This is a genomic window from Lutibacter sp., from assembly GCF_041596795.1.
Taxonomy (GTDB): Bacteria; Bacteroidota; Bacteroidia; order Flavobacteriales; family Flavobacteriaceae; genus Lutibacter.
Window position 1 is genome coordinate 1 of sequence record NZ_JBFHHX010000070.1, and the last position, 17268, is coordinate 17268.

Here is a 17268-nt window from a genome sequence, read left to right on the forward strand (position 1 = left end):
AGTTTTATTTAATTTCTGTTTTTGCCCACAACGTGTTGGTATATGGTTTGTGAAACTAGAGAATAGGAGATTTTTAGGTTGTGCAAGTTTAAATTTTTGTGTAAAATATATTCAGTTTAAATCGTCTCAGAGAATTGTTTTGTCTGGGAATTGTTAAATTGAATAGGGGAATGTGAAATATTTGGAATACTGATTAAGGACTAATTAAAAGTATTGAATTTTTAATTTTACTAAATCTATTTAAGGAAAGTACATCACCTAAACCTAAGGTACTAAATTCATCTACAGAATATTTTTTCAATATATGGAATTTTATCCTGATTTACCAGACCATAAATTGTTTGTGGTGCTAGTTGAAAAAATTCAGCTAAGTGGGTAGTCTCATAAAACCATTTTATTTATATTTAATTTGGATTCATCTAAGTTTGCCAGAAAATTATCAAATAATTCTTTTAAATCATTTTCAGATACAGATTTAAATATCTTAACTTAAAACATTTAAATAAGGTATATCTAATTTATTTTAATTATAAATTACCAAAAACCATATTTTTTAATCACTTTTTCATTAAATTGGTACATTCAAAAAATTGCAATTTCAACAAATGATAAAATAAGCTAAAATTACTTCTAACTTTTATTTCTTTCGTGATAAAAGAGAAAAAATAATGTATATAACACGTTGGCACAAATTATGAAAAAAAGCCTAATAATATTAATATTTCTTTTTACAATAAAGACTTTGGCTTGTGATTGTCAAGATGTTAATCCCGTTATAGAATTTTATGAATCTGATTATGTTTTTGTTGGTAAAATTATTTCTAAAACATATGCTAAAGACAGTTTAACTTATAAAGTTACATTTAACATATCAAAACATTATAAAAATGGAGACTTTCCTAAAGAATTAGAATTCGAACTTAACTCAGAAGGAAAATTTAATTCAGAAGGGAAATACATAGGAAAAGCGTCAAACTGTGATTTACAAGCTGAAAAGGGAGAAGTTTGGTTAGTATATACGCGTAGATATAAAGGAGAGTTGCAATTTGGAAGTATGTGTTCTAATTCAAAAAATCTTAATTATAGGAAAATAGGAATAAATGAACAACGAATATTAAACAGTGGAAATTCATTCAAATTGGAAAATTATATTTATGACTATGTTTATGAAAATGGTTTCAACTATACAAAACCGATTTCGAATATTGACTCTATATTTCAAAAAGGAAAAATAAAAGATTACGAAAAACCTTTTACTTGGTTAAATTTATTGATTGACAAAAAAGGAAATCTTAAATATGTCACAACTTACACTGGTTATCAACTTAAATTTGATTCAATTTTTAATCTTCCGACTGAATTTAAAATAAAGTTAAGAAAACCTTTAACTGAGTTTGAAAAAGATGCAATTAAATTAGTAAAAAAAATTAAAAAATGGGAAATAAAACGACACGAAAAAATAAATATTCCTGTTTTTTATATTCGACATTTAACAATTGAATTTGATAAAGAGAAAAAAATATGGAAATACGAATTATAAAAACTTGTGCCAACACCTCATATAATTTATGCTTAAATTTGAACTAGTACAAACGACAAACATTCAACAAACGATTTGCTACAACCGAAAAATCTCCGATTTTCCAGTCGCATAAATCATATAAAATCACGTTCAATAAACTATGATTTAATAAAACCGGGCCATCTTTTTAAATACGCAATAAACTTTTTACCTAAGCCTTCATTTATAAGATATTCTTCTGAAACTGGAATGGCGATTGGATTAAACGTTGGGTCTTTTACAACCAATGTTGGAAAGTTATGATGTAAAATTGCAGAAGTACCAATAGTTACAAAATCTACACCTGAATCTAACACTTTTTGAACATCAACAGCGTTGTAAATTTTACCAGCTACAGTCCATTTCACCTTTTTAAAATCTAATTTACTAAAGTGTTCAAGCAACGTGTTTTTTTGATATTTTTCTTCATAAGGAATTTTAAAAACATCCCATAAGGATATGTCTAAAAAATCAATATTTCCATCATTAATTAACCATTGACAAATCAATTTTATTTCATCAATATCCATTCCATATTTTTCAGGTGATAAACGAACTCCAATTAAAAATTCATTTCCACATTTTTCTCTAATTCCATCTACTATTTCAAATAAAAGTCGGGATCTATTTTTTAATGAACCACCATACTTATCGGTTCTTTTATTTATTTCAGAGGCTAAAAATTGAGAGATAATATAACCATGCGCTCCATGAACTTCAACACCATTGTAACCGCATTTTTGGGCACGAATTGCAGCTGAAATAAAATCTTCTCTTAATTGTATAACCTCTTCTAATGTTAGACCACGAGCATTTGTTTCTTTGTTATTTGAAGGGCAAACAGGATTTGTGTCTATCAATTCAGGTGGAGTGCGCATTCCTGCATGGTGCAATTGAATAACGGCTAAACTTCCATATTTTTTTATATTTGTTGTTAATTTTAAATGACCGGCGTTTAACTCATCGCTAAAAATACCTAGTTGTCCAGTAAATCCTTTTCCAACTTTTTGTACATGTGAAGCGCAAGTCATTACTAAGCCAAATTGACCTTTAGCTCTCATTGTCAACCATTTTAATTCATCATCAGAAAGTTGTCCGTTATTATGGCTTTGTTGGTTTGTTAGTGGAGCTAACATAAATCTATTTTTCATTGTAGCACCACAAGCAAAAGTAATGGGAGAATTTGGATTGGTCATATTTAAATATATTAAACTTTAAATTTAAAAAGAAAATTTATAGAATTTAGGATGTTTTGTAAAACGAATTTTATTTTTTTATAGAACTATTGAAGAATGATTTTATATAATTCGATTTTTATTGCAATTTAAAAGAAAAAATCTCAATTTTTTCATTGCCTGTTTAGTTATTATCTGAGCTATTTGAAGGGATGTAATATTTAAACGAATAACAAAAAAAAATTCATTAAAAAATTAATTGATATTAGTAAATAAAACGTACTCAATTAAAAATACAGTAATATAAATTTTGAAGATAGCTGTCCAAATATATTCTATAAAATTGATATTAAATAAATTACCTTTTTTTAATTTTGTATTGATTTAATGAATATATTAGTGTTAACCCCAATACTAATTATTTTGAATAAAAAACTAACCCCACTTTTAGCAGTTTTATGTTCGTTTTTTGTTAACTCACAATCAATTATTATAAATGAGTTAGATGCGGATACACCAAGCACAGATATTTTAGAATTTGTAGAGCTAAAAACATCTATTCCAAATATGGCATTAGATGGTTTTGTAGTTGTATTTTTTAATGGAAGCACAGATAAAAGCTATGCAGCTTACAATCTTGATGGATATAGTAGTAATATAAATGGCATTTTTTTATTAGGTAATAGTGGAGTTTGTCCAACACCTAATATTATTTTTAATACTAATTTTTTACAAAACGGAGCTGACGCCGTAGCTATTTATAAGGATAATGTATCTACATTTCCAAATGGAACCTTAGTAACAACAACTAATTTAATAGATGCGTTAGTATATGATACTAATCAAGCGGATGATATAGGTTTATTAACCGGACTTAACCAAAGTGTACAGTATAATGAGGCAATGAATGGTAATAAAGAAAATCATTCTTTACAACGCAAGTCTGATGGTACTTTTGAAGCTAAAATTTCCACAGCAGGTGTTTTAAACGATGGAAGTGGTGTTACTCAAAACTCAATTACTATTTCGTCATTAAATACAATTTATAATGAAGGTGATGTTTTTGAGATTACCTTTTCTGCTTCTGAAATTTTAACAACGGATTTAGACATTAATTTTACACTTGCAAATACTACTTTTACAACCTCAGATTATGCTGGAAATTTAAAGGTTACCATTCTAAGTGGTTCAAATAGTGCTTGTAGTCAAATTACAATAATTGATGATGCTGAAAATGAAGATATAGAGAATGTAATAGTAAGCTATGTTAATTTAGACTTTAATTATATTGCCAATAACAACAATTATACCCTTACTATTTATGATAACGATTATACCACAAGTACTTGGGGAACACCTATTAATCCAACCTACGGATTGGTAAGTAGTACAGCTCCAGATGGTTATTATAGTAATTTAGATGGTAAATCCGGACAAATGTTGAAAGATGCTATTACGGCTATAATTGCAGATCCATTAATAGTTAGAGCTCAAACGTATGGCGATATATGGGATATTTTAAAAGAAGCCGATGAAAATCCGGATAACAACAACCAAGTTTGGTTAATTTATACCGAACAAGGAAGACATAAGTCATTACAACAAGGTTCTGATGGAGGCGTTGGAAAATGGAACAGAGAACATATTTATCCTCAATCAAGAGGTGGCTTTACTGATGGAACTTCTACTACTGCAAATGGTAAGGATATTTATATGACAACAGACGCTACGTATATTGAACACGCACACGGTGACGCTCACTCTTTAAGACCAGCAGATCCAATTGAAAATTCTACAAGAAATAATAATGATTTTGGTGAAATTGGTGATGAATATAATGGGCCAACTGGCAATATTGGTAGTTGGAAAGGAGATGTTGCAAGAGCATTAATGTTTATGACATTGCGGTATAGCTCCTTAAGCGTTGTTGCCGGTAATCCTGATAATTCCACAGTTGGTGAAATAGGTGATAAGGACTACTTGCTTGCTTGGAACACACAAGATCCGCCAGACGATTATGAAATGCATAGAAATAACGTGATCTATGATTGGCAGAAAAACAGAAACCCTTTTATTGATTTACCAGAATTATTTGACTATGTATTTGGCTCTAAAACTACCGAAGTTTGGAATAAATCATTGAGTTCAGAAAGCTTTGCTCAAATAGAATTTAAATATTCAAATCCAGTGAGTCATTCTATGAAACTTTACGGTGTTAATAAAGGTTCAATTAATATTTACGATATAAATGGAAGGCTATTAGTAAATAAACAATTTGAAGAAGACTACATTGATGTTTCAACTTTAAGAAGCGGTATGTACTTCTTTAATTTAATAACAGAATCAAATTCATATCAAGGAAAAATAATAAAAATGTAGTTGTAATTACAACATTTTTAAAATCCAATAGCTATAAAACTAAAAAAACAGCTCAACTAAAATAAATAGTAACTCTATTTTTTCAATAAACAGATCAACAAAACATGCACTTTTCAGCAAACTATTTAATAAAAATTGGTTTAAACTATTTATTTACTTTACCAATTATTTTTTCTACAGATGCAATTTTCTTTGTTAGGCATTCACTTTTACCTTTGCGAATATCAAATTTAAGTGATGAATAAACGCGGTCACATTCTGGTTCCAGAACGTCATACGCCTGTTGTACAATTTTTAAAGCTTCAGGTAAAGTTTCGGTTTCTATAATGGTTCCCATTGCAGTAAGTTGATACGTAACTCCGCTTTCGCGTATCATTTGTATTACTTTACTTACGTAAGGACTTATACTTTGATCTTTATCTGTTGGAAACATTGCAAATTCTAGTAGTACTGACATTAATTTAAGGATATTTATTTGAAGCACAAAGATAGCGAAAGTGTTTAATTTGAGTGGTAAAAAAGCCAAGCTTTATAGTTTAATAAACATTTTTACTAATTAAAGATGTTTAATTATTTAAGCATAAAACCCTTATTTAATAACTTCACTAAAAGTATTTTACATAATATATTTATTAGGTTTCTTATTAGTTAGAAGTATGAATAAATAAATTCGTAATATTGTATAAAGGTTTATTAAATTCTCATTTTCAGTGAAATATTTTAATACTATTTTCTATATTTTTCTTTTTTTATTTTCGTTCTCAAAAGCTCAAGAGTTGCCTCCAATTGAGAGGTTTAGCTCCGAAGATTATGGTGGTGGAAATCAGAACTGGGCTATTTCTCAAGCCCCAAATAAGTTTATTTACGTTGGTAATAATGATGGACTGTTAGAGTTTAATGGTGCTAAATGGCACTTATATCCTTCGCCAAACAATACAATTATTAGAGCGGTTAAAGTTATTGGCAAAAGAATATACACTGGCTGTTATATGGAGTTTGGTTATTGGGAAAGAAACTCTACTGGAACTTTGCAATACGTTTCTTTGGTTTCAAAACTTAAACCATTAATGGTTGAAGATGAGCATTTTTGGAATATAATTACGTATGAGAATTTAATTTTATTCCAATCGTTTAATAGAATTTATTTTTACAACACAGAAAATAAAGAATTTACTTTTATCAACTCTGATAAAATGATTTCTAAGGTATTTAACGTAAATGGAAGTATTTATTATCATGTTTTGGGTGAAGGAATTTATAAAATTGAAGAAGGGATTTCTAAAATAATTATAAAGGATGCTAAAATAAAAGATGATAGGATTGCTAATATTTATATGCTAAATCAGGAACTTTTAATTCAAACCAGAAAAACAGGATTTTATACATACAGTAATCAAATTCTTAAGGAATGGAATATAGCTGCAAAAAATGTTTTGAAAGAGGTAAACGTTTATAGTAGCGTGCAGTTAAAAGACAAAAGTTTTGTTTTAGGAACAATTTCAAATGGGTTAATTTATCTTAGCAAAGATGGTGTTATTCAATATAAAATTAATCAAAGTCAAGGACTAAGTAATAATACGGTTTTAAGTGCTTTTGAAGATGTTGATGAGAATATATGGTTAGGACTAGATAATGGAATTAATTGTATTAATAGTAAATCTCCTTATAAAATTTTTACTGATGATAAAGGAATTATTGGTACCGTATACACATCAATTGTGTTTAATAATGTTTTGTATTTAGGCACAAATCAAGGATTGTTTTATAAAAATATCAATAGTCAAGATCCGTTTAAAATTATTAAAAATACCGAAGGTCAGGTTTGGTGTTTAATAGTATATAATAACCAATTGTTTTGTGGGCATCATCTTGGTTTATTTGTAGTTAAAAACAATTCTGTTAGTAAAGTACAAAATACAGCAGGTGTATGGAGTTTTAAAGAAATACCCGATTTAAAAAATACACTTATTGTTGGTAGTTATGATGGTTTAAGTGTTTTGCAAAAAGTAAATGGAAAGTGGGAAATAAAAAATAAAATTGAAGGGTTTAATAAATCTGCACGTTTTTTTGAAATTATTAATAACCGTGAAATTTGGATTGGTCATGGTATTAAAGGAGTGTTTAAACTAAAATTAAAGGATGATTTACGCACAACTATACAAATAGTAAAAGACTCAACACATGAAATTGATGAAATTTCGAGTTTAGTAAAATTTAAAAACAGGATTTTGTTTTCCAATAAAAAAGGTGTTTATGCCTATGATATAGCATCAAAAAAAATTCAAAAAGATGCTGTTTTAAGCAAAATTTATTCAGATAGTACATACTTATCTGGGAATATTGTGGTTGATGATTCTCAAAAATTATGGTTTTTTTTAAAAGACAATATTAAGTATGTCTCTTCTAATCAAATATCTAATAAATTTATTATTAAAGATATTCCAATTCCTGTACAATCAAGAAAAGGAATTGTTGGTTTTGAAAATATCACTCATCTTACCAATAATAACTATTTGTTGGGTACAGCAAACGGATATATAATTATTGATGTATCTTCTAAAACTGAAGATAAAGAATATTCAATACTTTTAAATGAAATTGTTTTAAATACCTTAAAAGATGAAAATGTAAGTGTAAATCCACACACCAATGGTGTATTTAAGTACGGAAAATATTCAATTGTTTTTAATTACAGTATTCCAGAATACGATAAATACCAAGTGGCACAATACCAATATAAACTAAAAGGAAATTATAATAAATGGAGCGAATGGAGTAGCAAATCTGAATTAGTATTTGAAAACTTAACATATGGAAATTACAACCTTCAAATAAGAGGGAAAATAGGAAATAAAATAACCGAAAATAGTATTAATTATAGTTTTGTAGTTAAAAGACCTTGGTATTTATCAACTGTTGCTTTTAGTACTTATTTTCTATTGTTTTTAGTACTTTCAGTAATAATTCATAAAGCCTATAAAAGGCATTATAAAAAAGAACATATTCATAAACAACTAGAAAGTGAACAAATAATAACTCAAATAAAAAACGAGCAATTAAATCAAGATATTGTAAATAAAAATAGAGAGCTTGCTATTTCAACAATGAGTATTATTAAAAAAAATGAGGTTTTAAATAATGTAAAAAAAGAACTAAAAAGCACGCACTCATCAAAAGTAAATAATGCAATTAAATTAATAGATTTAAATATAAATAATACTTCTGATTGGAAATATTTTGAAAAAGCATTTAATAATGCCGATAAAGATTTTTTAGAAAAAATAAAAATGCTTCATCCAGATCTATCACCAAACGATTTAAGATTTTGTGCTTATTTACGTTTAAACCTAACTTCCAAAGAAATTGCACCTTTGCTTAATATTTCTATTAAGAGTGTAGAAACCAGAAGATATCGTTTAAGAAAGAAGTTAAATTTAGAACATGAAGATAACCTAGTTAGTTATATTTTTGAAATTTAATACCTTGACAATCTAAAAAATCACCACTACATTACCACTACAAGTTATTTTTTTCGATATTACTAAATTGTTATTATTCTATTTAAAATTTTTACATATAACCATAATTAACAAGGGTTTTATGCATTTATTTAAATAAAATTTTAATTGTCTGTTTTTTGTGGAGGTCTGTTTTTATATTTTATTGATTATTAGGTATACATTTATGTAAACTAAATAACCAATATTAATATGAAATCAATTATACTAACAATTTTTCTAAGTTTTTTGGGGATTATTGCTTCCGCTCAAAGCTTTGAAGTTAAAGGAACAGTAGTCGATTCAAATGGAGCTCCGTTACCAGGTGTATCCATTGTTGTTAAAAACACAACAAAAGGAGCTACTACAGATTTTGATGGAAATTTTACAATTTCCGTGCAAAAAGGTAAATCAATAGTATTATCCTATTTAGGGTATGAGTCTAAAGAAATTGTAATTAATAGCGAAAACTCTTTAATGGTTACGTTATCAGAATCTTTACAAAATTTAGATGAAGTTGTTGTAACAGCTTTGGGTATTAAAAGATCTGAAAAAGCACTTGGTTATGCCGTGCAAAAAGTAGATGGAAACGAATTACAAAAAGTTTCTGTAGTAAATGTTGCAACATCACTTACAGGAAAAGTAGCTGGCCTTTTGGTTCAAAACTCTTCAGATTTTGGTGTAGCGCCAACACTTACTATACGTGGTGAAGCGCCAATTTTAGTAATAGATGGTATATCTTATGATAATAAAACATTAGGCGATATTTCTTCTGAAGATATAGAATCTGTAAGTGTATTAAAAGGTGCAACAGCTTCCGCTCTTTATGGTTATCGTGGTGCAAACGGAGCTATTTTGGTTACAACAAAAAATGGTAGTACTAACGGTGGAGTTGGAATTACAACAAATTTTGCAACCAATACAATGTTTACTTCCGGATTTTTAGCAATTCCAGAGCGTCAAGGTATTTATGGTCGTGGATCTAATGGTACTTATGATATTAATTCTTCTAGTTCTTGGGGACCAGTTATGGATGGAACAATTCGTACACAATGGGATCCTTTTTTAAAAGATTATAGAGATTATGAGTATTTGCCTATTGGAAAAAATAATTTTAGTAACTTTTTAGAACAAGGGTATATAACAAACAATAATTTAAATATTGGGTATAGGGGAGAGTTACTTTCTCTTAGAAGCTCCGTAAACTGGATACAAAATAAAGGTCAATATCCAAACTCAACCTTAGATAAATTTACGTACACTTTTGGTGGAGATGTTAATTTAGATAAATTTAAATTAAGTTCTAATTTTTCGTATGCTAGGCAACATACTCCTAATTTAGGTTCTAACGGTTATACTTCTTATGATGCTATGTATTCTTTATTAATATGGTCTGCAGCAGATTATAATGTGCTAGATTATAAAGATAATTATTGGCTAGTTCCAGATCAAGTTCAAAACTTTACGTATAAAAGTGGATCAAATAACCCATACTTTGATCGATATGAAAGAACTAATGAAACCTCGCGCGATATTTTTAATGTGGATGTTTCAGCTAGTTATCAATTGGTAGATTGGTTAAAAGCTACTTTAAGAGCAGGTTACGATTCGTATACAGATAAAGGTGAGTTAAGAATTTCAGTAGGTTCTTATCAATCTTCAGGTAATACTAGTATTCCAGGTAATTCTTATCCTTGGATAGGAGGAACAACAGGAGCTTATGGTATTGGTATGGATTCAGGACATAGTTTTAATACAGATTTTCTTTTAACTGGTGATAGAGCTATTAACGAGAAAATTAAAGTTGAGTATCTTGTAGGAGGATCAATTTTTAGTAAAGAGGACAATAATTTTTACGCAAATACAAATAATGGACTTACAGTTCCTGGATTTTATTCGTTGGCAGCATCAAAAGATCCTGCAACAGTAAAAACTAGTGTTATTGGTCAACAAGTGAATTCTGTATTTGGTCGTTTGGCAGCCTCTTATAATAATTTAATATATTTAGAAGCAACTGGTAGAAACGACTGGGCTTCAACATTACAAATAAAAAATAAGGATAATTCTATTTATTATTTCTACCCATCGGTTTCAACAAGTTTTGTAGTTTCAGAACTATTACCAGAAACCACTAAAAATTGGTTAGATTTATTAAAACTTAGAAATTCTTGGACCGTTTCTAAAGGCATACCAGATCCATACTACGTAAATAGTTCTTTTACAACTAGTAGTGCCATTTGGGGATCAGGTTATAATTCTGGTACACCTCCAAGAGCCTTGTATGATGCAGAATCTATAGATCCTGAAACATCAACAACAATAGAATATGGTATACAAACAATGTTCTTTAAAAATCGTTTTGGTTTTGATGTTTCTTACTACGAAAAAGAAACAGAAGATTATATAAATTATGCTTCAATTTCATCGTCTTCAGGGTATAGTAGCACACTTATTAATACTGATGAGAAAAAAGAGCGAAGAGGTTGGGAAATTTCGCTAACTGGAACTCCAATTAAAACTGAAAATGTACGATGGGATATAGGAGCTAACTGGTCTACTTATGCAACTTATTGGACTCAAATAGATGATACTTATACAACTAAAAATCCTTGGAATAAAGTAGGGGAACGTGTTGATAATTACTTAATTAAGGATAATCAATTGGATCCAGATGGAAATCATATTATCGGTAGCAATGGTAAAGAAGTCTTTAATTCATTTGAAACCAGATTTGGATATACAAACCCTGATTATTTATGGGGTATAAACTCTAATTTAAAATATAAAGACTTTAATTTATTTATATCTGTTGATGGTGTACACGGTGGTATAGCAACTACAAGAACTGAAAGTTATATGTATGCTTCAGGAGGTCATCCGGATTCTGTAACACCAGAAAGAGCACTAGACGTTGCAACACCTGGATCTAAAAACTGGCTATCAGAAGGTGTGCAAGTAGTTTCGGGTACTGTTACTTATTCAGATTCGTATGGAACTGTACTGTCAGATACACGTGTATATGCACCAAATACTACTTATACTACTTATAAAGATTATATAACCAATGTACACTCAGGTAGTGCTTGGGGTGGAACCGGAAGACCTTTAGATGCTTATGAGAAAACGTATTTTAAAATACGTGAAATTTCTTTAACCTATACTTTTCCAGCTGAATATTTAAAAGGATGGGCAAAAGCAGCATCTATAAGTATGGTTGGGCAAAATGTATTTTTATGGGCAAAAGACTTTAAATATTCTGATCCAGACGGTGGTACTGAAGATTTTGCAGACCCAGCGGTAAGATATCTAGGTGGTAATATTAAATTAACATTTTAAATAAAAGACACAATGAAAAATTTTAAATATATTTTAATGGTATTATTTATTCTTGATATTGCAACTTCATGTAGCAATTATGAGGAATTAAATACAAATCCAGACACAGCATCAACTGTTTCGCCTGAAATGTTAGCGGCTGGAGTATTGAAAGGAACTTATAGGTTTTGGAATCCGAACCCTAATGATTTTACAACTGCAAACTTAGGTGATCATTACGTGGTTGATCAAGATATTCAAGGTGCACAATATTATAATCCATATGCGTATGGTTCATTTGGTTCATTTCTGTATTTAACAGATCTTAAACGAATGGTTGAATATTCTGAAGGATCTATAAACGAATCGTCTTACAAAGGATTGGCTTTATTTATGAAAGCATATTATGGGTATTACGCTACAATTAATATGGGAGATATTCCGTATTCTGAAGCTGGTTTAGCAGAAGAAGGAAACGTAACACCAATATATGATAAACAATCAGATGTTTTTGTTCAAGTTTTAGAAGATTTAAGAGCTGCAGAGGAGTATTTTGCAGCAGGAACCACTTTTAGTGGAGATATGATGTATACTGGAAATGCCACTAAATGGCGTAAATTATGCAATGGTATGCAATTAAAAGTTATACAAACTATGAGTAAAAAAGCAACTGCAGCTCAAAAAGCTCGTTTTGCTGAAATTGTAGCCGCAAATAATTTATTAGTTGATAATACTGATAATTTTAAATTAACATATACAGATTATTCAGGAACAAATCATCCTTTTTATTCAGCAACAGAAACTAAGAGATTAAAAGTTATTCTATCCAAATTAGTAGTTGATATTTTAAAGAATAACAACGATCGTAGGTTGTTTTATTTTGCAGAACCAGCAAGTGCTTTAATTGCAAGTGGCAAGTTAGAAAGTGATTTTGAAGCGTATGAAGGTGCGTTGTCATCATTAGAAAATGGCATTATAACATCAAATAATTTAGCAGGTAATTATTCTACAATAAATAAGCGTTATGGAGCTATTCAGGCTGGAGATCCAATGATTAGATTTACTTACGGAGAACAATGTTTTATTATTGCTGAAGCTATAGAAGAAGGTTGGGTTTCAGGTGGAACTTCACTAGCAAAAACCTATTATCAAAATGGAGTAAAAGCAATGCTTGGTGTTTTTATGAGTTTACCTGCAGCTTCCGCTGCTAATTATGCGCACGGTATGCCAATTAATCAAACCTATATAGATAATTATTTTACTGGAAATGCAGCGTATGCAGAAACCGGAACTAAAGAAGATCGTTTACATCAAATATGGAATCAAAGATATTTAATAGATTTCTTTCAAGGAAATTCTGGCTATTATCATCAATTTCTTCGTGTAGGATATCCTGTTTTACCATTAGATCCGGCTACTAGCCAAAATCCAGATGATAATACCTTGTATCCACATCGTTTAAAATATCCAACATCTGAAATAACTACTAATCCAGAAAATTATCAACTGGCAATTGATAGTCAATATGGAGGATATGATGGAATTAATAAAATTCCTTGGTATTTACAAGATTAATTTATAGAACGAAGCAAAAGGCTTCAAATGTTAGGTTGTATTAAGTTTGAAACTCCTCTCTTATTTGAGGGGAGTTTTTTTAAATAGAACGCTAATTGTTGTGAGCAGTTTAATTAATTATCCAAAGTAATTATTTAGTGCTATTGTATAAGATTTTAAATAATTTTTATCCAGTTATTCTATAGTCTTTATCGATTTTAGAAATAACTTTAAAAAACTAGTGCTTTATGAAAAAAATTAAATTAATATATCTATTTTTATTAATTCCAATAATTATACTTTTTTCAATGTGCAATTCAAATAAATTGGTTTCTCAAGGTACTGTTGAATTTGCAAATAACAAGGTAATTGCACACAGAGGAGCCTGGAAAAATAATAATCATCCACAAAATTCTATCGCCTCTTTAAAAGAAGCAATTGCCAAACAATTTGCCGGATCTGAATTTGATGTAAGAATGACAGCTGATGAGGTTTTAGTTGTAACCCATGATGCTACATATAATAATTTAGATATTGAAAAATCAACCTATGCAGCGTTAGTTTTATTTAAATTACCTAACGGAGAAAAATTGCCAACTTTAGAAGAATATATAATTGCCGGAATTGAAAATAATAATTCAACTAGGTTAATTTGTGAAATAAAACCTTCAAAAATAAGTAAACAAAGAGGTCAGTTAATAGCAACAAAAGTTGTTCAGTTGTTTAAAAAGTTAAACGCAAAACATTTTGTAAGTTACATCAGTTTTGATTTCAATATTCTAATAAAAATAAAAGAATTAGATTCAACAGCTATAACACAATATTTAGAAGGTAATAAATTGCCAATTGAATTAAAGGAAAAAGGAATATCTGGGTTAGATTTTTATATTAAAGATTTTAAATATCATCCTGAATGGATTGAAAGTGCCAAAAATAATAACTTAATATTAAATTCTTGGACAGTAGATAAAGCGGATGATATGGAATGGTTATTGGCAAATAATTTTGATTTTATAACCACCGATGAACCTGAACTTTTGTTGGAATTAGTTAAAAAAAGAGCCATTAGTTATAAAGATTACAATCTTATTTGGTATGATGAATTTGAGTATTCAGGTTTACCAAATAATGAAAAATGGGATTATGCAGTTGGTGGAAGTGGTTACGGAAATAATGAAAAACAATACTATTTAAAAAATTCCCTAGAAAATTCTATTGTAAAAGATGGTAAATTGCATATAATAGCCTTAAAAAAAGACTATGAAAACAATAATTATACTTCGGCTAGGTTAACAACTTATGGTAAATTTTCCTTGCAATATGGTAAAGTAGAAGTAATGGCAAAATTACCAGAAGGAAAAGGAACTTGGCCTGCAATTTGGATGTTGCCTGAAAGTCTTCGTAAAAAAGAAGAAACTTGGCCATTAAGTGGTGAAATAGATATTATGGAACATGTAGGGAAGGATCAAAATGTAATTCATACCTCACTACATACAGAATTATACAACCATTGGAAAAAAAATCAGTATACAAAATTTGAAAAAGTAGAAAATGTATCGAACAGTTTCAATTTGTACGGAATGGAATGGACAACAGAAAGCATTAAATTTTACATTAATAATGTATTGTTTTATGAAGCTTTTAAAGGTGAAAATGGAAAAGTAGTAACTAATGAAGGTTGGCCGTTTGATAAGCCTTATTTTTTAATTTTAAATCTTGCTATTGGTGGAAATTGGGGAGGAACTGTAGATGATTCAATTTTTCCGGTTGCAATGGAAGTAGATTATGTAAGAATTTATCAGAAAAATCAATAACATAAAATGAAGAAAGTACTTTTTTTACTATTTTTTATAGGAGTAAGTTTAGTTGTTAATGCACAGAGTTTTACAGTAATAACTTATAATATTAGGTTAAATGTTGCTGTAGACGGTGAAAATGCTTGGCCTATTCGTAAAGAATATTTTACATCTCAAATTCAATTTTACGAACCCGATATTTTTGGAATTCAAGAAGCTACTCCAAGCCAAGTTTCTGACATATCAACTGCATTAACCCAGTATAGTCAGGTTGGAATGGGAAGAGAAGGAGATGGAAAAGGAGAATCTTCAAATATTTATTATAAAACAAACCGATTTAAACTTATTGAAAATCATACTTTTTGGCTGTCTGAAACGCCAATTATTATTTCAAAAGGTTGGGATGCTGCCTTTAATAGAGTTTGTACCTACGCTTTATTTAAAGATAAAAAAACCAATAAAAAACTTTGGGTTTTTAATACACATTTAGATCATATAGGAGAACAAGCAAAAACAAATGGAATAGAACTTATTGTATCAAAAATTAAAGAAGTAAACACTAAAAATTACCCAGTTATTTTTATGGGCGATTTTAATTCTGAACCAGATTCTGAAAGGATTATAAAGTTAAAAAATGAAATGGATGATAGTAGAGAAATATCAAAAGAAAAACCTTTTGGACCTTCTGGAACTTTTAACGGATTTAAACATAATGAGCCAGTTACACATAGAATAGATTATATATTTATCTCAAAAAACAACAAATTAAAAGTTGAAAAATATGCAGTTTTAAGTGATTCTAAAGATTTAAAATATCCTTCAGATCATTTGCCTGTGTTTTTAAAGTTAAATTATAAAAAATAGCGCTGAAATTTTTAAGAAATTTCTATTAGAACATAGTGTAAAAAACCGTAAAAATTAAATAGCTTAAAGATTAAAACGTATGCAAAATCAATTAAAATCAAAAATAATAATATTTCTATTCTTTGTAATTGCAAGTAATTGTTATTCGCAAAAAGGTGTATCTAAAATTGCTTTTGGTTCATGTGCTCATCAAAATAATCCTTTACCAATTTTTGATGTTGTGGTAAAACATACACCAGATTTATTTGTGTTTTTAGGTGATAATATTTACGGAGACACCTATAATATGGATACGCTACAGGCAAAATATCTTAAACTAGATAGAAAACCAACGTTTCAAAATTTAAAGAAAACTACGCCTATTATTGCAACTTGGGATGATCACGATTATGGTTTAAATGATGCAGGAAAACATTATGAATACAAGAAAGAATCGAAAGAAATATTTTTAGACTTTTTTAATGAACCCTTAAATTCTGAACGTAGAAACAGAGAAGGTGTTTACACGTCTTACTATTATAAAAATAGTGGTAAAATTTTACAAATAATTTTATTAGACGTTCGTACTTTTAGAGATGATTTATTAAGACACACTGCAACTGAAAGTGAATTTTTTTACAAGCCAGATTATATTCCTTATCAACATGCAGATTCTACATTATTGGGATCGGCACAATGGAATTGGTTAGAAAAAGAATTGTTGAAACCTGCAGATGTTAGAATTATTGGTTCTGGTTCGCAGTTTGGAATTGAATATAATGGCTACGAAGCTTGGGCAAATTTTCCTTTTGAACAACAAAAATTTATAGACTTAGTTAAAAAAACAAAAGCAAATGGCGTTGTTTTTATTTCTGGAGATGTGCATTATGCCGAAATATCTAAAATGGAAATACCTAATATGTACCCAATTTACGATGTTACATCTAGCGGACTTTCTTCAAAATGGCTTTTTGCAACACCAAATAAAAACAGAATTGAAGGTCCGGTTATGGACAATCATTTTGGTTTAATTACCATAGATTGGAAATTGAAAATTCCGAAAATAAAAATGGAAATTTGGGATGAATATGACAATCAGCGAATTGAATATACAATTAAACTAGATGAAATAAGCTTTAAAAAATAAG

Annotated in this window: 10 protein-coding genes; 8 read left to right on the forward strand and 2 right to left on the reverse strand. The window is 29.0% G+C overall.

Annotation, left to right across the window (positions count from 1 at the left end; all coding sequences use genetic code 11):
- The first annotated feature begins 682 nt into the window (after positions 1 to 682).
- Positions 683 to 1540 (forward strand): hypothetical protein, encoded by an 858-nt coding sequence (locus ABY298_RS09535; protein WP_372745819.1) that lies wholly within the window; start codon positions 683 to 685, stop codon positions 1538 to 1540.
- Between the two features lie 140 nt (positions 1541 to 1680).
- Here the strand turns inward: ABY298_RS09535 and ABY298_RS09540 are convergent, their stop codons facing one another.
- Complete coding sequence (locus ABY298_RS09540) at positions 1681 to 2757, reverse strand: NADH:flavin oxidoreductase (protein WP_372745820.1); 1077 nt, start codon at positions 2755 to 2757, stop codon at positions 1681 to 1683.
- A gap of 402 nt (positions 2758 to 3159) precedes the next feature.
- On the opposite strand from ABY298_RS09540, the gene ABY298_RS09545 reads away from it, so the two are divergent.
- Positions 3160 to 5115 (forward strand): endonuclease, encoded by a 1956-nt coding sequence (locus ABY298_RS09545; protein WP_372745821.1) that lies wholly within the window; start codon positions 3160 to 3162, stop codon positions 5113 to 5115.
- A gap of 145 nt (positions 5116 to 5260) precedes the next feature.
- Here ABY298_RS09545 and ABY298_RS09550 read toward each other — a convergent pair whose 3' ends face one another.
- Positions 5261 to 5572: an MTH1187 family thiamine-binding protein gene (locus ABY298_RS09550; protein WP_372745822.1), complete on the reverse strand. Its 312-nt coding sequence runs from the start codon at positions 5570 to 5572 to the stop codon at positions 5261 to 5263.
- 253 nt (positions 5573 to 5825) lie between these two features.
- On the opposite strand from ABY298_RS09550, the gene ABY298_RS09555 reads away from it, so the two are divergent.
- From ABY298_RS09555 to ABY298_RS09580, 6 genes are all read left to right on the forward strand, one after another.
- Complete coding sequence (locus tag ABY298_RS09555) at positions 5826 to 8594, forward strand: LuxR family transcriptional regulator (RefSeq protein WP_372745823.1); 2769 nt, start codon at positions 5826 to 5828, stop codon at positions 8592 to 8594.
- A 231-nt stretch (positions 8595 to 8825) separates the two neighbouring features.
- The gene (locus ABY298_RS09560) at positions 8826 to 11948 is read left to right on the forward strand and encodes a SusC/RagA family TonB-linked outer membrane protein (RefSeq protein WP_372745824.1); all 3123 of its coding nucleotides are present in this window, start codon (positions 8826 to 8828) and stop codon (positions 11946 to 11948) included.
- Positions 11949 to 11960: 12 nt separating this feature from the next.
- Positions 11961 to 13502 carry a SusD/RagB family nutrient-binding outer membrane lipoprotein gene (locus ABY298_RS09565; RefSeq protein WP_372745825.1) on the forward strand — a complete coding sequence of 514 codons (1542 nt, stop codon included), beginning with the start codon at positions 11961 to 11963 and terminating at the stop codon, positions 13500 to 13502.
- A 227-nt stretch (positions 13503 to 13729) separates the two neighbouring features.
- Positions 13730 to 15295 (forward strand): glycerophosphodiester phosphodiesterase family protein, encoded by a 1566-nt coding sequence (locus ABY298_RS09570; protein ID WP_372745826.1) that lies wholly within the window; start codon positions 13730 to 13732, stop codon positions 15293 to 15295.
- 6 nt (positions 15296 to 15301) lie between these two features.
- The gene (locus ABY298_RS09575; protein ID WP_372745827.1) at positions 15302 to 16141 is read left to right on the forward strand and encodes an endonuclease/exonuclease/phosphatase family protein; all 840 of its coding nucleotides are present in this window, start codon (positions 15302 to 15304) and stop codon (positions 16139 to 16141) included.
- Between the two features lie 79 nt (positions 16142 to 16220).
- Positions 16221 to 17267, forward strand: coding sequence for an alkaline phosphatase D family protein (locus ABY298_RS09580; RefSeq protein ID WP_372745828.1), 1047 nt, complete (start codon positions 16221 to 16223; stop codon positions 17265 to 17267).
- Position 17268: the final 1 nt, after the last annotated feature.